At 72.6% G+C, this 22,036-nt stretch carries 20 protein-coding genes; 17 read left to right on the forward strand and 3 right to left on the reverse strand.

The window, feature by feature from the left end:
• Positions 1-15 precede the first annotated feature (15 nt).
• The 13 genes from AL2_RS22800 to AL2_RS22860 all read left to right on the forward strand — a co-directional run bounded on the left by AL2_RS22800 (position 16) and on the right by AL2_RS22860 (position 12,666).
• A complete protein-coding gene (locus tag AL2_RS22800; RefSeq protein ID WP_067636708.1) occupies positions 16-576 on the forward strand; it encodes a MaoC family dehydratase in 561 nt (186 codons plus the stop codon).
• On the forward strand, positions 573-1,607 hold the full coding sequence (locus AL2_RS22805; RefSeq protein ID WP_067636710.1) for an LLM class flavin-dependent oxidoreductase: 1,035 nt from the start codon (positions 573-575) through the stop codon (positions 1,605-1,607). Before AL2_RS22800 ends, AL2_RS22805 begins: the two co-directional genes overlap by 4 nt.
• Complete coding sequence (locus AL2_RS22810; RefSeq protein ID WP_067636712.1) at positions 1,604-2,866, forward strand: CaiB/BaiF CoA transferase family protein; 1,263 nt, start codon at positions 1,604-1,606, stop codon at positions 2,864-2,866. Before AL2_RS22805 ends, AL2_RS22810 begins: the two co-directional genes overlap by 4 nt.
• On the forward strand, positions 2,863-4,245 hold the full coding sequence (locus tag AL2_RS22815; RefSeq protein ID WP_067636714.1) for an MmgE/PrpD family protein: 1,383 nt from the start codon (positions 2,863-2,865) through the stop codon (positions 4,243-4,245). The genes AL2_RS22810 and AL2_RS22815 overlap by 4 nt, the downstream gene beginning before the upstream one ends.
• Entirely contained in the window at positions 4,242-5,474 is a 1,233-nt protein-coding gene (locus AL2_RS22820; RefSeq protein ID WP_083946810.1) for a RidA family protein, read from the forward strand. Before AL2_RS22815 ends, AL2_RS22820 begins: the two co-directional genes overlap by 4 nt.
• The gene (locus tag AL2_RS22825; protein ID WP_067636715.1) at positions 5,471-5,971 is read left to right on the forward strand and encodes an FAS1-like dehydratase domain-containing protein; all 501 of its coding nucleotides are present in this window, start codon (positions 5,471-5,473) and stop codon (positions 5,969-5,971) included. The genes AL2_RS22820 and AL2_RS22825 overlap by 4 nt, the downstream gene beginning before the upstream one ends.
• Positions 5,968-6,423, forward strand: a complete 456-nt coding sequence (locus AL2_RS22830) for a MaoC family dehydratase (RefSeq protein ID WP_067636717.1) — start codon at positions 5,968-5,970, stop codon at positions 6,421-6,423. The genes AL2_RS22825 and AL2_RS22830 overlap by 4 nt, the downstream gene beginning before the upstream one ends.
• Positions 6,420-7,568, forward strand: coding sequence for an acetyl-CoA acetyltransferase (locus AL2_RS22835; RefSeq protein ID WP_067636719.1), 1,149 nt, complete (start codon positions 6,420-6,422; stop codon positions 7,566-7,568). The genes AL2_RS22830 and AL2_RS22835 overlap by 4 nt, the downstream gene beginning before the upstream one ends.
• Positions 7,565-7,990: a Zn-ribbon domain-containing OB-fold protein gene (locus tag AL2_RS22840; protein WP_067636721.1), complete on the forward strand. Its 426-nt coding sequence runs from the start codon at positions 7,565-7,567 to the stop codon at positions 7,988-7,990. The genes AL2_RS22835 and AL2_RS22840 overlap by 4 nt, the downstream gene beginning before the upstream one ends.
• Before the next feature lie 16 nt (positions 7,991-8,006).
• A complete protein-coding gene (locus tag AL2_RS22845) occupies positions 8,007-9,167 on the forward strand; it encodes an acyl-CoA dehydrogenase family protein (RefSeq protein ID WP_067636723.1) in 1,161 nt (386 codons plus the stop codon).
• Positions 9,164-10,048, forward strand: a complete 885-nt coding sequence (locus AL2_RS22850) for an HpcH/HpaI aldolase/citrate lyase family protein (RefSeq protein WP_067636725.1) — start codon at positions 9,164-9,166, stop codon at positions 10,046-10,048. Before AL2_RS22845 ends, AL2_RS22850 begins: the two co-directional genes overlap by 4 nt.
• Positions 10,049-10,148: 100 nt before the next feature.
• Positions 10,149-11,666, forward strand: a complete 1,518-nt coding sequence (locus AL2_RS22855; protein ID WP_245666854.1) for a class I adenylate-forming enzyme family protein — start codon at positions 10,149-10,151, stop codon at positions 11,664-11,666.
• Positions 11,667-11,742: 76 nt separating this feature from the next.
• On the forward strand, positions 11,743-12,666 hold the full coding sequence (locus AL2_RS22860) for a Rieske (2Fe-2S) protein (RefSeq protein ID WP_083946833.1): 924 nt from the start codon (positions 11,743-11,745) through the stop codon (positions 12,664-12,666).
• On the opposite strand, the gene AL2_RS22865 is transcribed toward AL2_RS22860, so the two are convergent.
• Positions 12,667-13,209 (reverse strand): YciI family protein, encoded by a 543-nt coding sequence (locus AL2_RS22865; protein WP_067636731.1) that lies wholly within the window; start codon positions 13,207-13,209, stop codon positions 12,667-12,669.
• Here AL2_RS22865 and AL2_RS22870 point away from each other — a divergent pair.
• A complete protein-coding gene (locus tag AL2_RS22870; RefSeq protein WP_067636733.1) occupies positions 13,208-13,462 on the forward strand; it encodes a tetratricopeptide repeat protein in 255 nt (84 codons plus the stop codon). The two genes, AL2_RS22865 and AL2_RS22870, sit on opposite strands and share 2 nt — an antisense overlap.
• A gap of 26 nt (positions 13,463-13,488) precedes the next feature.
• Here the strand turns inward: AL2_RS22870 and AL2_RS22875 are convergent, their stop codons facing one another.
• Positions 13,489-16,197 carry a helix-turn-helix transcriptional regulator gene (locus AL2_RS22875; protein WP_067636735.1) on the reverse strand — a complete coding sequence of 903 codons (2,709 nt, stop codon included), beginning with the start codon at positions 16,195-16,197 and terminating at the stop codon, positions 13,489-13,491.
• Between the two features lie 124 nt (positions 16,198-16,321).
• On the opposite strand from AL2_RS22875, the gene AL2_RS22880 reads away from it, so the two are divergent.
• Positions 16,322-17,572: a M24 family metallopeptidase gene (locus tag AL2_RS22880; RefSeq protein WP_067636736.1), complete on the forward strand. Its 1,251-nt coding sequence runs from the start codon at positions 16,322-16,324 to the stop codon at positions 17,570-17,572.
• Positions 17,573-17,652: 80 nt separating this feature from the next.
• Here AL2_RS22880 and AL2_RS22885 read toward each other — a convergent pair whose 3' ends face one another.
• Positions 17,653-18,306 (reverse strand): TetR/AcrR family transcriptional regulator, encoded by a 654-nt coding sequence (locus AL2_RS22885; protein ID WP_168444562.1) that lies wholly within the window; start codon positions 18,304-18,306, stop codon positions 17,653-17,655.
• A gap of 114 nt (positions 18,307-18,420) precedes the next feature.
• Between AL2_RS22885 and AL2_RS22890 the strand changes: the two genes are divergently transcribed.
• Both AL2_RS22890 and AL2_RS22895 read left to right on the forward strand, forming a co-directional pair.
• A complete protein-coding gene (locus AL2_RS22890; protein WP_067636739.1) occupies positions 18,421-19,752 on the forward strand; it encodes a cytochrome P450 in 1,332 nt (443 codons plus the stop codon).
• 272 nt (positions 19,753-20,024) lie between these two features.
• Positions 20,025-21,995 carry a glycoside hydrolase family 97 protein gene (locus tag AL2_RS22895; RefSeq protein ID WP_067636741.1) on the forward strand — a complete coding sequence of 657 codons (1,971 nt, stop codon included), beginning with the start codon at positions 20,025-20,027 and terminating at the stop codon, positions 21,993-21,995.
• The last annotated feature ends 41 nt before the right edge of the window (positions 21,996-22,036 follow it).

Consider the following 22,036-nt stretch of genomic DNA (forward strand, 5'->3'; position numbering starts at 1 on the left):
GTGAGAGGGACGGCAATGGCGCTCAAGGACGGGTGGGCCGGACGGTTCTTCGAGGACTTCCAGGTGGGCGACGTCTACCGGCATCCGCTCGGGCGCACGGTCACCGAGAGCGACAACACCTGGTTCGCACTGCTGACGATGAACACGAACCAGATGCACTTCAACAGTGAGTACGCCGCGAAGTCCGAGTTCGGCCGGCCGCTGGTCGTGTCCACGCTGACCGTGGCGATCGCGGTCGGGCAGAGCGTCATCGACACCACGCAGAACGCGTTCGCCAACCTCGGCTGGGAGGACATCAGGCTGCCCCGCCCGGTTTTCGCCGGTGACACGCTGTTCAGCGAGTCGATCGTGCTGGACAAGCGCGAGTCCGCGAGCCGTCCGCACGCCGGGATCGTCACGATCCGAACCCACACCCTGAACCAGGACGGCGACGAGGTCTGCACGTTCCGCCGCACCTTCTACGTCTACAAGCGGGGCGCCGAGCCGCTGGACGACCTGTTTCCGGAGCCGAAGACGCCGCTGACCCTCGACGCCGACGCCGACGCCGACGCCGATGCCGACGCCGAGCGCGCATGAGGATCACGTTCGCGCCGTGGGGGGAGACGCTGGCGGAGCTGGCGGACGTGGCCCGCCGCGCGGAGGCGGCCGGCGCGGAAGTCATCTGGGTCCCCGAACTGCACCGCAGCGCCACGGTCGCCGCCGCCGCGCTCGCCACCGCGACCGAGCGGGCCCGCATCGGCACCGGCATCGCGCTCGCGTTCACCCGCAGCCCGATGACCACCGCGCTGGAGGCGCTCGATTTGGACGAGCTGTCCGGCGGCCGGTTCGTTCTCGGCCTCGGCACGGGCGTGCAGCGGCTCAACGAGGACTGGCACAACGTGCCGTTCGGCAAGCCCGTGACGCACATGCGGGAGACCGTCCGCAACGTCCGCCGGTTCTGGGAGACGTGCACCACCGGTGAGCCGATCGACCTGCCTGGCGAGGAGGAGCCGATGCGGATCCGCGGCTACCGGCGGCCGTTCGCCGTCCGCCGCACCGGCATCCCCGTGCACATCGCCGCGATGGGCCCGGCCATGACCCGGCTGGCCGGTGAGATCGGCGACGGCTGGATCGGCCACGAGCTGTGCTCGCCGCGCTACCTCGCCGAGCGGGTCCTGCCGGAGTTGGAGACCGGGATCTCCCGCGCCGAGGGCAAGAAGCGCGCGGACGTGGACGTCGTCGTGTCCGCGTGCTGCTCGGTGTCGGACGACCGGGCGACCGCGCTGCGCCGCGTGTCCGGGCTGGTCGGCTTCTACGCCAGCGTCCGCACCTACGCCGACTTCTTCGCCTTCCACGGGCTGGCCGAGCAGCAGCAGCGGGTCGTCGGCGCGTTCCGCAACGGCACGGGCGCCGAGCATCTCGCCGAGGCGGTCTCCACCGAGATGATCGACGCGCTCACGATGGCAGGCGGGCGGGACGAGGTCGCCGAGCGCGTCGCCGGCTACGAGGGCCTCGCTGATTCGGTGAAGCTCAGCTCGCCCACCCACGGCCTCAATGCGGCCGAGATCCGCGCGGCCCAGGACGACCTCCTCGCGCTGCTGCCCGATCTGACCGGGAGTGCCTCGTGAAACCGCTGGAAGACGTCCGCATCATCGCCGTCGAGCAGTACGGGGCCGGCCCGTTCGGCAGCGTGCACCTGGCCGACCTCGGCGCCGAGGTGATCAAGATCGAGGAGCCGCGGTCGGGCGGCGACGTCGGCCGCTACGTCCCCCCGTACGGCGAGGGCGAGGACTCGCTGTTCTTCGAGACGTTCAACCGCAACAAGCGCAGCCTGTCCCTCGACCTGTCGACGGACGCGGGCCGCCGGGTCTTCGAGGACCTGGTGAAGGTGTCGGACGTCGTCTACTCCAACCTGCGCGGCGACGTCCCCAAGAAGATCGGCATCACCTACGACGACCTCAAGCACCTGAACCCGGCGATCGTGTGCTGCTCGCTCACCGGATTCGGCATGACGGGGCCGCGCAGCAGAGAGCCGGGCTACGACTACGTGCTGCAGGGCCTCGCCGGATGGATGGACCTGACCGGCGAGCCGGACGGCCCGCCCACCAAGTCGGGGCTGTCGCTGGTCGACTACTCCGGCGGGTTCGTCGCCGCGATCTCGCTGCTGGCCGGGCTGCACGCGGCACGCCGCGACGGCGTCGGCATGGACTGCGACGTCAGCCTGTACGACACGGCGATCGGGCTGCTGACCTACCCGGCGACCTGGCATCTCAACGCCGGGTTCGAGCCCGCCCGCACCCGGCATTCGGCGCATCCGTCGCTGGTGCCGTTCCAGGCGTTCGAGGCGAGCGACGGCTGGTTCATCGTCGGCTGCGCGAAGGAGAAGTTCTGGACGCGGCTGGCCGCCGTCGTGGGCCGTCCCGAGTGGTCCGAGCCGGAGTCGGGGTTCGGCTCGTTCGCCGACCGGCGGCGCAACAAGGAGACCTTGATCCCCCTCCTGGCGGGTATCTTCCGGCGGCGCACCGTGGACGAGTGGCTGGCCGTCCTTTACGAGGCGTCCATCCCGTGCGGCCCCATCAACAATGTGGAGCAGGCCATGGAGGAGGAGCACACCAAGGCGCGCGGGCTGCGGGTGACGACCGAGCATCCGCGTTTCGGGACGGTCGAGCAGCTCGCCTCACCCGTGCGGGTGGGGAGCGAGCCGCCGGAGTACCGCCGGGCGCCGTTCCGCAACGAGGACTTCGACCTGGTCGTCCGGCAGATCGCCGGGTACGACGACGCGGCGGTGGAGGAGTTGCGCGCCGGGGGAGCGTTCGGCCCCGCCGCCGGCCCCGCTGCCGGGCCCGCGACCGGGCAGGACGACCAGGCGGGGGCGGCATCGCGATGATCGCACGGGAGCTGGCCGGCTGGGCGCTCGGCCTGGCCGAGGTGCCGGAGCCGGTCGCCGCCGCCGCGTCCCGGCACCTGCTGGACGGGTTCGGCACCGCGCTCGGCGCCCTGCGGACCGGCGCGGCGGGCCCCGCGATCGAGGTGGCGCGGGGGCTCGGCGGCCCGCCGGAGGCGGCGGTGCTGGGCACCGGCGACCTGCTGTCCGCGCCCGCCGCCGCGCTCGCCAACGGCACGCTCGTGCACGCCCTCGACTTCGACGACACCCACGCGGGCGGGCTGGTGCACGCGACGGCGGTCGTGCTGCCCGCCGCGTTCGCCGTCGGGCAGCAGACCGGCGCGTCCGGGCGGGAGATCCTGACGGCGGCCGTCGCCGGTTACGAGACGGCCTGCCGGGTCGCGGCCGCCGCGCCGCACGGGTTCCACGCCCGCGGGCTGCACGCGACCATGGTCGCCGGGGTCTTCTCCTCCGCCCTGGTCGCCGCGCGGCTTCTCGGCCTGGACGCCGGGCGGGTGGCGAACGCGCTCGGCATCGCGGGCAGCCAGGCGGGCGGCCTGCTCGCCTTCCTCGGCACCGGGGCGTCCACCAAGCAGTTGCACCCGGGGTTCGCGTCGCAGTCCGGGATCATCGCGGCGCGGCTCGCGGCGGCGGGCGCGACCGGACCGGAGACCGTCTTCGACGGCCCGCACGGCGTGTTCGACGCCCTCTCCGCCAACCCCGCGGACCCGGCGTCCATCGTGGACGGGCTCGGTGAACGGTGGGAGACCACCCGGATCGGGATCAAGCCGTACGCGGCGTGCCAGCTCTCGCACGCCACGATCGACGCGGTCCTGGACGCGATGGCGCGCGAACGGTTCGGCCCGGAGGAGATCGCGGGCATCCACGCCCAAGTCCACCAGGACTCGGCGCCGACCGTCTGCGACACCTCCCGCGACCTGACTCGTCCCGCGACCCCCTACGCGGCGAAGTTCTCGCTGCCCTGGACGGTCGCGGCACTGATCACCGACCGTGGGCTGACCCTGGAGACCTTCGCGCCCGACTCGATCGCCCGGCCCGAGGTGACCCGGCTGGCGGCCCGCGTCCGCTGGGACGCCACCCCCGCGCCCGGAGTTGCCGCCGACGCCCCCGGCCGCGTCACGATCACGCTCACCGACGGCCGCGAGGTGACCGGTTCGGTACCGCGCAGCGAGGGCGGCGGCGACCGCCCGCTCGGCCGCGCGGCACTGCTCGCCAAGTTCGCGGGCAACGCCGGCGTCCCGGCGGCGGACGCGGAGGAGTTCGCCCGGGCCGTCGAGACGCTCGCCGACCAGCCGGACGCCGCCGCCGTCATGCGGGCCGCCGCCAGGCTCGCCCACCGCACCCAGCAGGAGAACGGATGACACTGCAAGCGATCAGGCCCGCCGAGTTCCCGTGGTTCCCCTACGAGGGGTTCACGTTCTGCCTCGGGCTGTCGGAGGACGGGGGCGCGTGGTCGTCCGGGCACACCGCCGCCGCGCAGGACGCGTCCATCGGGAAGATGACCGTCTCCGGGACGATGACCGAGCAGGCGCGCACCGCCTACACGAAGACCATGACGATCATCGAGGCCGCCGGATACGGGCCCGGTGACGTCGTGCACGTGACGGAGAACGTCACGCTCGCCGGGCTGGCCGACTACGAGGCCGCCGCCGCGATCCGCAAGGAGGTCTTCGGCGCGCACGCCCCCACGGTCACGACGGTCGTCGTGGAGCGGCTCGTCCGCTCGGCGGCGCTGCTGGAGATCGAGCTGCACGCCGTCCGCGGGGGCGGCGCCGAGTTGCTCGCGGCCAGCGAGCGGCGCGAGGCCGGAGCCTGGGTGCCCTCGCCGGTCCGGGAAGGCCACGACGGCACCGTGCACCTGCCGACGATGGTCCCGGTGGACGAGACGGGCGGCATCGTCAGCCCCGGCGACTTCGTCGGCCAGTACGCCTACTGCCTGGACCGGGCGGACGCGCTGCTGCGCAAGGCGGGCCTGTCGCTCGACAACGCGGTGACGACCTACGACTACTCGACGCCCGCCAGCCGTGACGTCTACCGCAAGAGCCACCGCGTCCGGAAGGAACGGCTCGGCGGCGCGGGCGTGTACCCGGGCGCGGGCGGCATCCTGATGAGCCGGCTGCACCACCCCGAGGCGCTCGTCGCGATCGACGTGACCGCGTCGCGGCACCCCCTCGAACTGGTCAACCCCGGCTGGTCCCGGTACGACACGCTGACCTACGCGCCCGGTGTCCGCGCCGGACGGACTCTGTTCATGTCGGGGTTCGCCGCGCTCGACATGCAGACGCAGGAGGCGCTGCACCCCGGCGACATCGGGGCGCAGGCCGAGGTCACCTACGGGGCCGTCCTGCATCTGCTGGAGTACGCGGGCCTCGGCCCGGCGGACCTGCTGTCGACCATCGAGTTCTGCGTCGAGTCCGCGCTGCGCGACTACCGCGCGGTCGCGCCCGTCCGGGAGCGGCTCCTGTCACCGCCCTGGCCCGCGTCGACCGGGGCGATCTGCAAGACACTGCTGCGCCCCGAGTTCCTCCTCGAAGTGTTCCCGACCGCCCTCTACCCGGCGGGCGCACCGACCGTGAAGGACGCGCCATGACGCTGCTCACCGACGAGATCCGCGCGCTGGTCGGCCGGACGAAGGTCTACACCGCACCCGAGCCGCTCGGAGCCGCCGCCGGCCGGTACTTCGGCCTGGCGATCGGTGACCACAACCCGCTGTACTCCGATCCCGAGTACGCGCGGGCGCAGGGCCTCGCCGACGTGACCGCGCCGCCGACGCTGATCTGCGAGACCAACCAGTACGCCAACCTGCCGATCGGGCCGGACGGAGACGCGGGCCACAACTGGGGCATCGAGATCCCCGGCACGCGGAAGGTGCGCGGCGGCAACCGCTACGTGTTCCACCGCCGGATCCTGCCGTCCGACATCGTCACCGCCACCTGGGAGATCGCGGACATCACCGCCAAGACCAACCGGGCGGGCGCGGAGATGCTGATCGTCACGTCGCGGGCGACCTACACGCGGCAGGACGGCGCGACGCTCGCGGAGAACGAGGAGACCATCATCTTCGTATCGCTGGAGGCTGGAGCATGACCGCTCTACACGAGACAGGGGAGGTCGTGCCTCCGCTGGAGCGCCGGATCGGGCTCCCGGACATGATCGCCTACGCCGGGGCCACCTGGGACTGGTACCGGCTGCACTACGACACCGAGTTCGTCAAGGCGTCCAAGCTTCCCGGCCCGGTCGTGGACGGCCAGGTGTTCGGCGCCCTCCTGGTCGAGCAGATCCAGGACTGGCTCGGCCCCAAGTGCTTCGTCCGCGAGCTGGAGTTCAGCTTCAAGGCGCTGGTGTTCGCGGAGGAGACCGTCCGCTGCGAGGGCACGGTCACCGAGGCCGGCGACGGCTACCTCGACCTCGACCTGCGGGTCGTCGTGGTCGACGGCGGCGGCGACGGCGGCGAGGCGGACCGGGTCGCCGTGGCGCCCGCCCGCGCCCGCGTCCTGCTCGGCCGCGCCGACGGCCCCGGCGCGGAGGTGGCGCAGTGAGCACGGGTGTCGCGATCGTGGGCGCCGCCGAGTGCGACCTCGGCGTGACGAACCGGTCGATCCTCGGGCTCCAGGCGCAGGCGGTCAAGCGGGCACTGGACGACGCCGGCCTCGCCCTGCGCGACGTCGACGGTGTCGCCACGACCGGGGTGTCGCGGTTCTCGGCGACCCAGCTCGCCGACTACTTCGGCATCGAGCCCCGCTGGACGGACTCGACCTACGCGGGCGGCTCGGCGTTCGAGATGTTCGTCGCCCGCGCCACACAGGCCATCCAGGCAGGCCAGGCCAAGACGGTCGTGATCAGCTTCGCGTCCAACCAGCGGTCGGCGCGGTCCCGCTCGCTCGGCGGCGTCATCGAGGACCATACGCCCGAGGCGCAGTTCGAGACCCCGTACGGGCCGCTGTACCCGCTGTCGTACTACGCGATGGCCGCGCAGCGGTACCTGCACACCTACGGCAAGTCACGCGAGCAGCTCGCCGAGATCGCGGTGGCGGCACGGGAATGGGCGCTGCTGAACCCGGCCGCGTTCCGCTACGGCAAGGGCCCTCTCACCGCGGCCGACGTGCTCGGCGCAGCGATGATCTCCAGCCCGCTCACCGCGCTGGACTGCTGCCTGGTCACCGACGGCGGCGGCGCGATCGTCCTGACGTCCCTCGAACGGGCCCGTGACCTGCGGCGCACGCCCGTCGAGGTGCTCGGGTACGGCGAGCGGACGACCAACACCTCGATGACCGCCGTCCCCGACCTGACCGTCACGGGCGCGGCCGGTGCCGGAGCCGACGCGTTCGCCCGCGCCGGCGTCACCCCGGCCGACATCGACGTCGTGCAGGTCTACGACTCGTTCACGATCACGGTCGCGCTGACGCTGGAGGCGCTCGGCTTCTGCGGGCGCGGCGAGGCCCTCGACTGGATCGCGGACGGACGGATCCGCCCCGGCGGCGGCTTCCCGCTCAACACCTCGGGCGGCGGCCTGTCCTACTGCCATCCCGGCCAGTTCGGGATCCTCCTGCTGATCGAGGCGGTGCGGCAGCTCCGCGGGGAATGCGGGGACCGGCAGGTCGACGGCGCGCGCCTCGCGGTCGCGCACGGCACGGGCGGGATCCTTTCGACGCACGCCACGGTGGTCCTGGGGGTGGACGCATGACCGGCCTCGACGGTTTCAAGCCCGACGTCCCGGCGCCGGACGAGATCACGGCCCCCTGGTGGGAAGCCACCAAGGAACACAGGCTCATGCTCCAGACGTGCCCGAGCTGTGCCCGGGTCCAGCATCCGCCGCGCGCGCTCTGCACCCACTGCGGATCGGACGAACTCGACTGGGTCACGTCCGGGGGCCTGGGGGTTGTCGACTCCTTCACGGTCGTGCACCGGGCGCCGCGTCCCGACCTCACCGTCCCCTATGTCATCGCCCGCGTCCGCTTGGCCGAGGAGGTCGTCCTCCTGACCCGCCTCCAGGAGCGGGAACCGGACGAGTGGCGCATCGGCGAACCGGTGCGGGTCGCCTGGGTCGACCTCGATGACGGGCGCGCCCTCCCCGTGTTCGTCCCGGACGTCCCGTCATCGCACTGAGAAAGGCGGCAGCCACGTGGATTTCCAGCTCAATGAGGACCAGCGCGAGTTCCGCGCCGTCCTGCGCGACTTCGTGGACAACGAGATCATCCCGGTGGCGCGGGACTGGGAGCACTCCGGCCGCTACCCCACCGAGATCGTCAAGGGCATGCGGGACATGGGGCTGTTCGGGATCACCGTCCCCGAGGAGTACGGCGGCCTCGACCTCGACCCCGTCTCGTTCGCGCTGGTCTTCGAGGAGATCGCGCGCGGCTGGATGGGCATCGCGGGCATCCTCGGCAGCCACTCGCTCGCCTGCCGCATGATCGCCATGCGCGGCACCGAGGAGCAGAAGAGCAAGTACCTGCCCGGCCTCGCGTCCGGTGAGCGCCGCACCGGCATCGGCCTCACCGAGCCGGACGCCGGCACCGACCTGCAGGGCATCCGCACCACCGCCCGGCTGGACGGCGACCACTACGTCGTCAACGGCACCAAGATGTGGATCACCAACGCCCGCCACGCCGACCCGCTGCCCGTGCTGGTGAAGACCGACCCGTCCGCGTCCCCCGCGCACAAGGGCATGAGCATCCTGCTCGTGGACGCCGGCACCACCGGCTACCAGATCACCAAGGACATCCCGAAGCTCGGCTACAAAGGCACCGAGTCCTGCGAGATCGTCCTGGACGACGTCCGGGTGCCGAAGGAGAACCTGCTCGGCGGCGTCGAGGGCAAAGGCATGCAGCACGCGCTGTCCGCGCTGGAGTGGGGACGGGTCAACATCGCCGCCCGCTCGGTCGGCATCGCCCAGCGCGCCCACGACGAGGCGCTCGCCTACGCGGGGCAGCGCAGGGCGTTCGGGCAGACCATCGGCGAGTTCCAGGCCGTCCAGCTCCAGCTCGCGACCGTCGCCACGCAGCTGCAGGCCGCGCGGCTGATGGCCTACTTCGCGGCGGACGCGGTCCGGCGCGGCCGCGCCGACGGGCAGACCGGCATGGCCAAGATCTTCTGCTCGGAGGTCGCGCTGCAGGCGTCGATCGAGGCGATGAAGATCCACGGCGGCTACGGCTACTCCACCGAGTACGAGGTCGAGCGGCTCTACCGCGACGCCATCCTGATGAGCATCGGCGAGGGCACCAACGACGTCCTGCGGACGGTCGTGGCCAAGTCCCTGCTGCGCGGCGAGACGGTCGTGCGGTGACCGCCCCGGAGCGGCTCCCGCGCAGCTACCTGTACGTGCCGGGCAACGCCCCGGACAAGCTCGGCAAAGCACTCACCCGCGGCGCCGACGCGCTGATCGTCGACCTGGAGGACGCGGTCCCGCCGGACGGCAAGGACGCGGCCCGCCGCACGGTCAGCGACTGGCTCCGCTCGGGCCCGGACACCGGCGGCACCGAGCTGTGGGTCCGCGTCAACGCCGGTCCGGTGGGGGACGAGGACGTACGGGCGCTCGCCGGGCTGGCCGCGCTGACCGGGCTCGTCCTCGCCAAGGCCGAGGACGCCGCGCACGTCGCGGCGGTCGCCGCGCTGCTCGCCGGCCTCGGGGACGTGACGACGCTGCTGATGCCGCTGCTGGAGACCGCGGGCGCGATCCTGGACGTCCGGGACATCGCCCGCGCGCCCCGCGTCCACCGTCTCCAGATCGGCGAGGTCGACCTCGCCGCCGACACCGGGCTCGACCCCGGACCGGACGGGGCGGAACTCGCGTTCGCCCGCAGCATGACCGTGTTCGCCAGCGCCGCCGCCGGCATCCGCCCGCCGGTCGGCCCGGTGTCGACGATCAGCGCCGACCCGGAGGCGCTCGCGGCGTCCACCGACCGGGTCCGGCGGCAGGGCTTCGTGGGACGGGCGTGCATTCATCCCGCGCAAATCCCGGTCGTCCATGCGGCGTTCACGCCGTCGGCCCGCGACGTGGCGCGGGCCGAGGACGTCCTGGCGAGGTTCGAGTCGGCGGCCGCCGCGGGATCGGGCGTCGTGCTGGACGCCGACGGCCGGCTGATCGACGCGGCCGTGATCCGGCTCGCGCGGCGCACTCTGGCCACCACCGGCCGCCGACCTGAACGAAATAAATCTGACATATAGAGGACCTAGCCCTGCGAGGCCGATGCAACGCAAGATGAACCCAGTCGGAGCCCGATAGCCAAATAGATCAGACGACGGCCTGAGAAAGAGGCGGGCAGCCATGGCACAGATGAACATCGCCAGCGGGATCCGCGAGTTCGCGCGCAGCACGCCGGGCGCCACCGCGCTGATCGACGGGGACCGGCGGCTCACCTTCGCCGAACTGGACGACCGCAGCAACCGCGTCGCGGGCCTGCTCATGGACGCCGGGTTCAAGGCCGCCGACCGCGTCGCCGTCCTGCTCGGGAACCAGCTGGAGTACGTGGAGGTGGCGGCGGGCGCCGCGAAGGCGGGCGTCGCGATGGTCCCGCTCAACCCGCGCGGCACCGCCGCCGAGCACGCCTCGCTGATCGAGCGGTCCGGCGCGTCCGGCCTGGTGGCCGACGCGGCGTTCGCGGCGAACGTCCCCGGCCGGGTCGAGGACCTGCCGCTCGTGCTCGGCGTCGGCTCGGGGGACTGGGGGCACCCCTACGAGAAGGCGCTCGCCGCGGCGCGGCCGGCCGACCCCCGCGTCCAGGTCAGCGAGCTGGACCCGTTCTGCGTGCAGTACACGTCCGGCACCACGGGACGGCCGAAGGGCGCGCTGCTCACCCACCGGTCCCGGGTGCTCACCATGTTCGGCTGCGCGGTCGACTACGGGCTCGGCCCCGGCAAGCGCACCGCCGCGGTCGCGCCGATGGCGCTCGGCGCCGGGTTCTGCTTCGCCTACGCGGGCCCGTTCATGGGCGGGCAGACGTCCATGCTGTCCCGCTGGGACCCCGAGCGGCTGCTCGACATGATCGAACGTGACCGGCTGCAGACGATCTTCCTGGTGCCGACGCACGCGCTGACGCTGCGGGAGCTCATGGAGCAGTCGCCGCGCAGGTGGGACCTGTCGAGCCTGGAGACGTTCTACTTCAACGCCGCCGCGCTGCCCGTCCCGCTGAAGGAGTGGGTCGTCGAGACGTTCCCGCACGTCGGCGTGCACGAGCTGTACGGGTCCACGGAGGCGGGCATCGTGACGGACCTGCGTCCCGCCGACGCCCTGCGCAAGGCCGGATCGGTCGGGCACCCGTGGTGGATGACCGACGTGAAGCTGCTCGACGAGGACGGCCGGGAGGTCGGGCCGGGCGAGCCCGGCGAACTGTTCGGCCACTCGCCGTTCAACATGACCGGCTACCTGGACGACCCCGAGGCCACCGCCGCTGCGATCAGGCCGGACGGCTACCTGTCGTCCGGGGACGTCGCCGTCCGGGACGAGGCGGGCTTCATCACCATCGTCGACCGCAAGAAGGACATGATCATCTCCGGGGCGGCGAACATCTACCCCCGCGAGATCGAGAACGTCCTGGCCGGCTGCGACGGCGTCGCCGAGGTCGCCGTCGTCGGCCTTCCCGACGACAGGTGGGGCGAGGCGGTCGGCGCGTTCGTCGTCCCGCGCCCCGGCCGCGTCCTCGACTTCGCCGCCCTGGAGGCCGCCGTCCGCGAGCGCCTCGCCGGCTACAAGGCCCCGAAGGTGTGGGAGCAGGTGGACGAACTGCCGAAGAACGCCAACGGCAAGATCCTCAAGCGCGTCATCCGCGACACCTACGCGAACTGAACCGCGCCGGGTTTTGGGGGGTGGTGGGGGGTAAGGGTGGTGCCGACTAGTGATGTCGTGCCTGGGGGAGGCCGGGATGAGCATGCCGCAGAGGATGGTACGTCGGCTGGAGCGGGCGGAGGCGCTCGACAAAGCCGCCAAGCCGCTGAGCAAGGTGGTACAGCGGGCGGTACGGCCGCGTTTCGTCCGCAACGCGCTCAGCGGGACGAACATCGGGCATCCGCTGCACCCGGCTCTCACGGACGTGACGATCGGCGCGTGGAGCATGGCCACGCTGCTGGACGCCATCGGCGGACGCGAGGTCGAGAAGGCGTCCGACATGCTGGTGGCCACCGGCGTGTTCGCGGCGGTGCCCACCGCCCTCACCGGGCTGAACGACTGGTCCGACACCCTCGGCGGGGACAGGCGGGTCGGCCTGGTCCACGCCACCTCCAACACCGCCGCGCTGTCGCTGTACGTGGCGTCGCTCGTGTCGCGCGCCCGCGGCAACCGGGGCGTGGGCAAGGCGCTGGGCTTCGCCGGGTTCGGAGTGCTGTCGGTGAGCGCCTACCTCGGCGGGCACCTTTCGTTCGTGAAGGGCGTCAACGTCAACCGCACCGCCTGGCAGGAGGGGCCGGACGAGTGGACGCCGACCGTCACGGCGGACGCGCTGGCCGAGGGCGATCACCGCACGGTCGACGCGGGCGGAGTCGAGGTCCTGCTCCACAAGATGGACGGCGAGGTCTACGCGCTCGCCGCGACCTGCAGCCACATGGGCGGCCCGCTCGGTGACGGGACGTTCGAACGCGGCTGCGTCACGTGCCCGTGGCACGGCAGCACCTTCCGGTTCGCCGACGGCGGCGTCGTGCGCGGCCCGGCCAGTTCGCCGCAGCCCCTCTACGAGACGCGGATCCAGGACGGCCGCATCGAGGTGCGCATCGCCCCGGCGGGCCTCCCGAAGGGATCGCGCGAGGGGCGCCCCCGCCGGGCGAACCGCCGAGTGCTCGCACGCATGCCCTGATCAGCGGCGCCCGCCGGGCTCCCATGGGTGGACTTCGACGGCGGCATACCGATCACGGGTGAGGACGGCGCGCGCCGCGTCCGGGCCGGGCGCCTGGACCAGCGCCGCCGTCCCGAGCCAGGCGCCGCCGTCGTCGGACAGCAGCGGCCCGTACGCGATGAGGTCGTCCCGTCCGGACGGCACGTCGAGGTCGGCGGCGGGGCCCGCCCCGAAGCCCAGCACCAGGAACCGGTCTCCGGGGCCGCCCGGGAAGTCCCACATCGTGCGGCCGAGCAGGTTGCGCCAGCGGCGCAGCAGCACGTCCCGGTAGGCGCCGGCCTGGTAGTTGGGCTCGTCGAAGGCGAACGCGCGGGCGGCGGCCGGGTCGGGCAGGTCGACGATGTGGACGCTGCCGCTGAGCGTCTCGCCGTCGCCGGCGAACGTCGGCCCCCGCGCGATCAACTCCTCGGCGAACCGGTCCATGTACGACCAGTGGGCCTCCGCCAGCTCGTGGCGCAACGCCAGCGAATCGGGCCGATCACGGTGATAACAGAAGAACTCCATGCCCGGCCACGGTAGCTCGTGGGCCATCGCCGTAGCCGAACTGGCCGGCCCCGACGCAGCCCTGACGATCCTCGACCGGCTGGACCTCGACCACTACCGCTACTACCACTCCACCCGCGCCGACCTGCTCCGCCGCACCGGCCGCACCACCGAAGCCAGACGGGCCTACGAACGCGCCCTGGCCCTGACCCGAACGACACCCGAACGCCACTACCTCGAAGCCCGCCTGACCGAACTGGACTCCCCCGGCTGATCCTCGGGTTCGGCGTCCGGCGGCCGTCAGAGCGTGAGGTGTGCCAGCTCGCCCCGCGAGGACACGCCCAGCTTCGGGAACGCCCGGTACAGGTGGTGGCCGACGGTGCGCGGGCTCAGGAACAGCTGCGCCGCGATGTCGCGGTTGGACATGCCCTGGGCGGCGAGCCGGACTACCTGGAGTTCCTGCGGTGTGAGGCGGTCGAGGGCCGAGCCGCCGGGTGCGGCGGCGCCCGCGTCGCCGGTCGCGCGCAGTTCCGCGCGGGCGCGCTCTGCCCACGGCGCCGCGCCCATCCCTTCGAAGACCTCCAGTGCGGGCCGCAGCAGGGCCCGCGCCTCCGCCTTGCGCCGGCCGCGCCGGAGCCATTCGCCGTACAGCAGCTCCGTCCGGGCCCGTTCGAACGGACGGCCGCCCTTGGCGTGGACGCGGGCCGCGCCGGCGAAGTGCCGTCCGGCCTCGTCGCCCGTGCTGACGAGGCCCCGGCAGCGCAGCAGGACACCCTCCGCCCACGGCTGCCGCGTGGCGAGGCTCCACTGCTCGAACCGGGCGAGTGCCGCGTCCGCCCGTTCCGGCAGGCCCGCGCGGACGGCGGCCTCGACCTGGTCCCCGGCGAAGTGGATCAGGTTCATCAGTCCGACGGAGCCGTCTGCGGCGCCGCGCGCGGCCGTCTCCAGCCGGTCGAGGGCGCGGTCGGGCCGGCCGTGGCCGAGGTCCAGAAGGGCCAGCGCCATCGACCCCCACGCGGCGGTGCGGGCGATCCCGGCGATCCGCGCCCGGGCGACGGCCGGCTCGGCGAGCGACCGGCAGGCGTCCTCGTCGCCCGCGAGCGCCGCCGCCCAGGCCAGCACGCAGCGCAGATGGTCGATGCGGTGCAGCTGTCCGGTGCTCTCGGCGAGCCGCAGGCCCTCCTCGGCGTGCACGACCGCGTCCCGGCGGCGGCCGAGGAACAGCTCCGTCACCGCCTGGTGCTCCAGCACGTTCGGCAGCCAGCCGATCTGCCCGGTGTCGCGCGCGTCGGCGACCAGCGGCTCGTAGATCTCCCGCGCGGCCTCGTCGTCGCCGGTCAGCATGCCCATCGCCCCCGCGATGAGCCGCTCCCCGGTACCGGGGACGGCGCCGCGCCGCGCCGCGTCGAGCAGGACCCGCATCCGCGGCATCGCGTCGGCGTGCTCGCCCGCCATGAGCCGGGCGAGGCCGCCGAGCGCCACCGCGCCGGGCGTCCGCCCGGCCACCTCGGCGAGCCGGTCGGCGGCACGGCGGGCCAGTTCGGGATCCCCGCCGAAGTAGCTGTCGCGGACGGCCTCCGCGAGCATCCGCGCGGCGGTGTCGGGCGCCGACGCGGCGATCGGCTCGGCGCCCGAGAGCAGGGTCGCCGCCGCGGCCAGCGGCGACCCGCGCTCGAACTCGACGCCGGCCAGGACGTGGGCCAGCCGCGCGGTGAGCGCGGGTTCCGCGGTGGCCCGGCCCGCCCTGCGCGCGAGCTTCGCCGCCCGCGCGAGATCGCCGGCCGGCAGTGCGGCCTCGGCCGCCGCGACGAGCCGCTCGCCCTGCCGCGCCGGGTCGGGGGTGAGTTCGGCCGCGCGTTCCAGCGCGGCGGCCTGCGCCGAGTACCCGGCCCGCGCGCCCGCCTGCTCGGCGGCACCGGCCAGCCCGGCGGCGACCCGCTCGTCCGGCCCGGTCGCGGCCGCGGCCAGATGCCAGGCGCGGCGGGCCGGGTCCCCGGTCTCGGCGAGCGCCCGGTGCGCGGCCAGCCGGCTCACCAGCGGCGCGTCCTCGACGACCGCCGCCCGCACGAGCGGATGCCGGAAGGTGACGGCCATCCCCGAGAACGACAGCAGGCCCGAGCGTTCCGCCCGCTCCAGCGCGCACGGTCCCGCGCCGAGCGTCCGGGCCGCGCGCAGCACCACGTCCAGGTCGCCGGTCTCCTCGACGGCCGCGACCAGCAGCAGCGTGCGGGTGTCCGCGTCCAGCCGGGCGGCCTGCGCGCCGAAAGTGCGGCGGACGCGGTCGGTGAGCGGCAGCGCGCCGATGTTGTACGACAGCGGCAGCACCGTCCCGCCGCGCTGCTCCGGGGTGAGCGCGGCGTGCATCTCGATCAGCGCCAGCGGGTTGCCCTCGGACTCGGCGAGGACGCGCTCCCGGACGGCCGGCGCGAGGCCCTGGGCATGCGCGGCGAGCAGCGCGGACGACGCCTCCCGGTCCAGCCCCCACAGGTTCAGTTCGCGGATGCCGTCCAGCCGGGCGGGGCCGCCGCTCCGGACGGCGAACAGCACGACGACGCCCTCGCGGTGCAGGCGTCGCGCGGCGAAGGTGAGGGCCTCGGCGGAGGCCCTGTCGAGCCACTGCGCGTCGTCCACGACGCACAGCAGCGGGCCGAGGCCGGCGAGGAGCGACAGCACGGCGAGCCCGACCAGCAGCGGGCCGTCCTGCCCGGCGGGGCCGAGCCCGAACGCGCTGCGCAGCGCGGCGGCCTGCCGCTCGGGGACGGCGTCGATCCGGTCGAGGACGGGCCCGAGCAGCAGGTGCAGACCCGCGAACGGCAGCTCGGCCTCAGACTCGACACCGGCGGTCCGGATGACGCGCAGGCCGTCCGCCCGCGCGACGGCGTACTCCAGCAGCGCGGACTTGCCGATGCCCGGCTGGCCGCGCAGGACGAGGGCGCCGCTGCGTCCCGCGCGGGCCTCCTCGAGAAGCCCGTCGAGGACGGCCTGCTCCGCATCCCGACCGATGATCACCAAGAGAACGTACCTAAGTAGCGCTTACCTGCTTCATCCGGACGCCAGTCATCCGACCGATTCCTCCGCATCGCGCGCTCCCTAGCGTTCTGACCACTAGCAGGAACGACGCAAGGAGAACGCGATGACCGCACAGGTTCCCGTCTACTCGACGGCGGAGCGGGACCGGCGCTGGGCGCTGGCGCGCGAGCTGATGGACGCCGAGGGCGTCGAGGCGCTCGTGGTGTACGGCGAGCACGAGTCGAGCGGACCCGCGCCGTTCGCGCCGGACGTCTACTTCACCAACGAGCGGCCCGGCGCGATCGTCGTGTTCCCGCGGGACGCCGACCCGATCTCGCTGGTGTGGTCGCCGATGCACATCGCCGACCACATCGAGGCGCGCCGCCGCGGCGAGGCGTGCTGGACCGAGCCGCGCAACATGCGCGTGGCCAAGCACGCGCCCGGCCTGGTCGAGGTGCTCAAGGAGCACGGCCTGGAGCGGGCGGCGATCGGGGTGATCGGGCTGGAGCCGTACCCGCCGTTCCACTTCAACCCGATCATGCCGCACGGGTTGTGGTCGGCCGTCCTGGAGCAGCTTCCGGACGCGACGTTCAAACCGGTGTGGCTGAGCTTCCTGTTCCGCACCCTCGCCCAGTCGGAGGAGGAGCTGGCCGTGCTGCGCCACTCCGCGGACATCGGCGAGGCGATGGCGCAGGCCATGCTGGACGCGACCCGGCCGGGGGTGAGCGAGGCCGACGTGTACGCCGCCGGCATGGCCGCCGGGTTCCGGCTGGGCGCGGCCGCGCCGGGCATGCTGATCCAGTCCGGTCCCGGCTACGCGTGCTGGGGGCCGCCGGTGTGGTCCTACCGGCCGCAGGCGCCGCGGACCATCGAGGACGGCGACATGATCCTCGCCGAGGTCTTCTGCTCGTACGGGATGCGCGAGTCCCAGCACCAGGTCGCGATCGCGGTCGGCGAGGTGCACCCGGACATCGAGGCCGCCGCCAAGGTCGCCCGCGCCTCCTACGACGCGGGCGTCGCGGCGCTGCGGCCCGGCGCCACCTTCGGCCAGGTCGTCACGGCCATGAAGCAGCCCATGGAGGACGCGGGCGGCTGGAACGTCCATCCGCTGGTGCACGGGCTCGACCCCTACGGCACGGTCTGCGGCTTCGGCGCCGGGCTGCGGGAACTGCCGGAGGCGGCCGACTACGGCCTGATCACCGAGGTGCCCACCATCGGGAGCGACCTGCCGCTGGCCCCGGGCATGGCGTTCGCGTTCGAACCCAACTGCGTCCTGAACGGCCGGCTCGCCAACCTCGGCGGCACCGTCGTCGTCGGCGAGGACCGCGCGGTCGAACTCAACGCCCTCACCACCGACATCCTGCGCGCCTGCTAGAACCACGATCGGGGGCCCTGGCCTCGCCGCACCCACGGCGAGGCCAGGACGTGTGGCGACAGATGCCGGGCCGCGGCCGCCTAGTGGAGGCGGTGGTGGAGGGGGGCGGCCAGCTCGGCGGTGCTGAGGACCAGGGCGACCGTGTAGTCGATCAGATGGTCGCGGTCGATGCCGAGGTCTCCGCGGAACCAGGTGGTGAACAGCTCCCAGAGGCCGGCGGTGAGGGTCAGGCCGGTCAGCTCCACGTCGATGTCGGGGAGGAGGACCTGGTCCAGGGTCTCGTGGGTCTGGACGGCGAAGATCGCGGCCATGGTCCGGATGATCTCGACGCGGCGCCGCTGGAGCAGGGGTGAGGCGGGGAACGCGTGCGTGAGGATGTGGGCGCGGCGCGGATCGCCGGTCAGGAAGTCGAGTATGGCGGTCACCACGGCGCGGGTGCGGGCCTGCGGTTCGCGCGGGGCGCGGCGGGCGGCGGACAGGATCACCTCGGTGCCCTGGACGACCTGGTCATCGACGATCGCCAGGAGCAGCGCGTCCCGGTCCGGGAAGTTCTCGTAGAAGTAGCGGTCGTTGAGCCCGGCTTCCGCGCACACCTTCCGGACGGTCGTGGCGGCCCACCCCTGGGTGCCGAGGAGCTCCAGCCCGGCCGCCAGCAGCGCGGCGCGGCGGCGGGCCCGGCGCTGGTCGGCGGGCACGCCGCGGTAGGGGCGTGCCCGGGAGGGCTCGGACGTCACAGCCCGATTGTGCCGCATCCCTTGACTTCGCCCGGAGATCTGAGGACGCTGAACACCAGATATTTCTGGTGTGACGCTTCACCAGAAAGCGACGGAACGGGAGTGTGAGGTCCGGTGGCCACGGAGAACCCCCCTCAGCTGACGCGGGCGGACATCGACCTCAGCGATCTGCGGTTCTGGACCCGCCCCCTGACGGAGCGGGCGCAGGCGTTCGCGGTGCTGCGCGCCCAGCCGGGGCCGATGTTCAACACCCTGCCCAAGCTGCCGTTCCTCCCGCAGAGCCCGGGGTCGTGGGCGCTGACCCACCACGCCGAGGTGACGGAGGCCAGCCGCAACCCCGAGGTGTTCAGCAGCGAGCCCAGCGCCACCAGCCCGGCCGACATGCCGCGCTGGATGGACAAGTACTTCAACTCGATGATCGACATGGACGATCCGCGGCACGCCAAGATCCGCCGGATCGTGTCCCGGGCGTTCACCCCGAAGATGCTCGCCGGCGCCGAGGACGACATCGCGCGGCGGGCCGCCCGGATCGTGGACGAGCTGATCGAGGCCGGCGGCGGCGACTTCGTGTCCCAGGCCGCCGCCCGGCTCCCGGTCGAGGTCATCTGCAACATGCTGGGCATCCCCGTCCAGCACCACCGCCGCGTGGTGGAGTGGACCAACATCATCGTCGGCTACAGCGACCCCGAATACGTGGGCGCCACCGTCGAGTACGGCAGCGGCGGCACCGTGAAGCTGGGCCGGCTCGCCACGATCCGCATGCTGGGCACGGTCGCGTCGGCGGGCTGGCGGCTGCACCGGCTGGCCTTCAAGCTCGGACGGGCACGCCGAAAGACCCCCACCGATGACCTCACCTCGGCGCTGGTGAACGCCAACGTCGACGGCGAACGGCTGAGCCCCCGCGAGTTCGCCGCGTTCTTCCTGCTGCTGGTGGTCGCCGGGAACGAGACCACGCGCAACGCGATCGCGCACGGCCTGAAGCTGTTCACCGAGCATCCCGACCAGCGCGAACTGCTCCTGGAGGACTTCGACGGACGCATCGCCGGGGCCATCGAGGAGATCGTCCGCTACAGCAGCCCCGTCATCTTCATGCGCCGCAACGTCACCCGCGACTACGAGCTGAACGGCCACACCTACCGCAAGGGCGAGCGGGTGACGCTGTTCTACTGGTCCGCCAACCGGGACGAGGCGGTCTTCACCGACCCGGACCGCTTCGACATCCTGCGCTCCCCGAACCCGCACGTCGGGTTCGGCGGCCCCGGCCCGCACTTCTGCCTGGGCGCCAACCTGGCCCGGCGCGAGATCACCGTGATGTTCCGCGAACTGTTCACCCGCCTGCCCGACATCACCGTCGGCGAGCCGGACAGGCTCATGTCCGGCTTCATCAACGGCTACAAGCGCCTCCCCTGCACCTTCACCCCACCCAAGACCCGGCCCTCCACCTAACCCGGCGACCGAGCGCAGCCCTACCCCGCAAGTCAGTTGAGGGTGTCCAGGAAGGGCGCTCGGGGTGCTGGGCGGCGATCCGGTAGGCGGTGATGCCGCCGCCGGAGTGGCCGAGCGTCACGGCCTGCTCGACCCCGAGGCCGTCCGGGTGGGGGACAGGACGGCTGTCCCGCATCGCCATCACCGCGGCTTGGGGTGGAAGGGATCTTGACGTAGGGCGGTCAGGGGCCGAGATTCATGGTGTGCGAAGGACACTGCGCAGGTCACGGGTGATGTGGGCCGTCGTCGCGGCCTTCGTCTCCCTTGGCACGCTCGGTGGTGGCGCGGTGGCCGTCCATGCGCAGGACCCGCGGAGACCGACCGTGCGGTCGCCGGACGGGGGCCTGGCGCTGACAGTGTCCGTTGGGGGCGGACGGCTTGAGTACTCCGTCAGGCGGGGTGGTTCCGTTCTCGTCCAGCCGTCGGGGCTGGGGCTGAGACTCGTCGACGGGGCGGTGCTCGGAAGCGATGTGGAGGTCACGGGGAGTCGCGTCACGGCGAGGGACGGGACGTGGCGGCCGGTTTGGGGGGCCGACTCGCGGGTGCGCGATCGTTTCCGGGAGCTCACCGTCCGGCTTCGGCAGGCGGATGGAAGGGTCTTCAACGTCATCGCCCGTGCCTATGACGATGGGGTGGCGTTTCGGTACCAGGTGCCGGAGCAGACTGGTTTGCGGTCGCTGGAGATCGTGGACGAGGCCACGGAGTTCGCGCCGGCCGGGGACCCCACGGCGTGGTGGACGGAGCGAGATTTCGATTCCGATGAGAAGCCGTGGCAATCGTCTGCCTACAGCGCCATGGGGGCGTCCAACACTCCGGTGACGTTCCGCTATGGCGACGGGACTTACCTGTCGATTCACGAGGCCGATCTGAACGATTACGCGGCGATGACCCTGGTGCCGGAATACGGGCGGCTGCGTGTTGCCCTCGTGCCGACGCCTGGGCGGACGGCCGCGGTCGTGACCCGTACTGGGCGGGTCACTCCTTGGCGGGTCCTGACCATCGCCGGGAATGCGGGCGGGCTGATCGAGTCGCATTTGGTGGAGAACCTCAACCCGCCGTGTGCGATCTGCCAGGGCGACACGTCGTGGATCAAGCCGATCAAGTACGTCGGCATCTGGTGGCTGATCCAGCACGGGAAGGCCACGTGGGAGGACGGGCCGCGGCACGGGGCCACCACCGGACGCGCCGAGCAGTACATCGACTTCGCGGCCGCGCATGGCATTCAAGGATTGCTCGCGGAGGGGTGGAACCGGGGTTGGGAGGGCTCTTGGGCCGACCAAGACTTCACGCGGGCCACTCCGGACTTCGACCTCCCCCGGGTCGTCGCCTATGGCAAGAGGAGGGGCGTCGAGTTCATCGTCCACAATGAGACCGGTGCCGGGGTCGATAACTATGAGAAGCAGCTCGATGCTGCGTTCGCTCTTTATGAGCGGCTCGGGATCCGCTATCTGAAGACGGGGTACGTGGGGAGAATCCCCGGGCACCACCACTACGACCAGCGGATGGTCAACCATTACCGGCTCGTCCTCGAAAAGGCCGCGCAGCATCGGATCAACGTCGACTGCCACGAGTGCGTCCATGGGACCGGGGAGGTCCGGACGTATCCCAACGCGCTCGCCCGGGAGGCCGTGCGCGGCCAGGAATGGGACGCCATCGGGGACGGCAACACCCCCGAGCACACCCTCATCCTGCCCTTCACCCGCATGCTCTCCGGCCCGATGGACTACACGCCCGGCATCATGGACGTCCTGTGGGACCCGCGGGACGCCGGCCGCCGAGTGCACACGACGGCAGCCAAGCAGCTGGCCTACTACGTCACCTATTTCTCGGGTGTGCAGATGGCCGCCGACCTGCCCGAGCACTATGAGAAGTCGCCCGGTCTCACGTTCATCCAGGACGTGCCGGTCACATGGGACGAGACGAGGGTGCTGTCCGCGGAGATCGGTGATCAGGTGGTCATCGCGCGTCGTTCGGGCGCGGAGTGGTACGTCGGCGCGATGACGGGCGAGCGGGCGCAGACCCTGCGCTATTCGCTGTCCTTCCTGGGTGAGGGGACGTGGGCCGCGGAGTCCTATTCCGGTGGGACAGCGGCCGATCCGGCGTCGATCAACGTCGTCCGGTCCGTCGTCACCCGCGAGGACACCTTCACGGCCGTCCTCAAGCGCAGCGACGGCCAGGCGGTCCGCTTCCGGCGCGTCGGCTGAGCAGCGGCACTGCCGTCCGGGCACACGCGGGATGCGGCGCG

It is taken from the genome of Actinomadura latina NBRC 106108 (assembly GCF_001552195.1).
Taxonomy (GTDB): domain Bacteria; phylum Actinomycetota; class Actinomycetes; order Streptosporangiales; family Streptosporangiaceae; genus Spirillospora; species Spirillospora latina.

What these genes read in the sequence shown, in the direction of transcription:
- AL2_RS22840 (WP_067636721.1), top strand. Translation starts at nt 7,565, where the DNA reads ATGACCGGCCTCGACGGTTTCAAGCCCGACGTCCCGGCGCCGGACGAG.
- AL2_RS22855 (WP_245666854.1), top strand. Translation starts at nt 10,149, where the DNA reads ATGGCACAGATGAACATCGCCAGCGGGATCCGCGAGTTCGCGCGCAGC.
- AL2_RS22830 (WP_067636717.1), top strand. Translation starts at nt 5,968, where the DNA reads ATGACCGCTCTACACGAGACAGGGGAGGTCGTGCCTCCGCTGGAGCGC.
- AL2_RS22800 (WP_067636708.1), top strand. Translation starts at nt 16, where the DNA reads ATGGCGCTCAAGGACGGGTGGGCCGGACGGTTCTTCGAGGACTTCCAG.
- AL2_RS22870 (WP_067636733.1), top strand. Translation starts at nt 13,208, where the DNA reads ATGCCCGGCCACGGTAGCTCGTGGGCCATCGCCGTAGCCGAACTGGCC.
- AL2_RS22815 (WP_067636714.1), top strand. Translation starts at nt 2,863, where the DNA reads ATGATCGCACGGGAGCTGGCCGGCTGGGCGCTCGGCCTGGCCGAGGTG.
- AL2_RS22805 (WP_067636710.1), top strand. Translation starts at nt 573, where the DNA reads ATGAGGATCACGTTCGCGCCGTGGGGGGAGACGCTGGCGGAGCTGGCG.
- AL2_RS22895 (WP_067636741.1), top strand. Translation starts at nt 20,025, where the DNA reads ATGTGGGCCGTCGTCGCGGCCTTCGTCTCCCTTGGCACGCTCGGTGGT.
- AL2_RS22880 (WP_067636736.1), top strand. Translation starts at nt 16,322, where the DNA reads ATGACCGCACAGGTTCCCGTCTACTCGACGGCGGAGCGGGACCGGCGC.
- AL2_RS22860 (WP_083946833.1), top strand. Translation starts at nt 11,743, where the DNA reads ATGAGCATGCCGCAGAGGATGGTACGTCGGCTGGAGCGGGCGGAGGCG.
- AL2_RS22865 (WP_067636731.1), bottom strand. Translation starts at nt 13,209, where the DNA reads ATGGAGTTCTTCTGTTATCACCGTGATCGGCCCGATTCGCTGGCGTTG.
- AL2_RS22825 (WP_067636715.1), top strand. Translation starts at nt 5,471, where the DNA reads ATGACGCTGCTCACCGACGAGATCCGCGCGCTGGTCGGCCGGACGAAG.
- AL2_RS22820 (WP_083946810.1), top strand. Translation starts at nt 4,242, where the DNA reads ATGACACTGCAAGCGATCAGGCCCGCCGAGTTCCCGTGGTTCCCCTAC.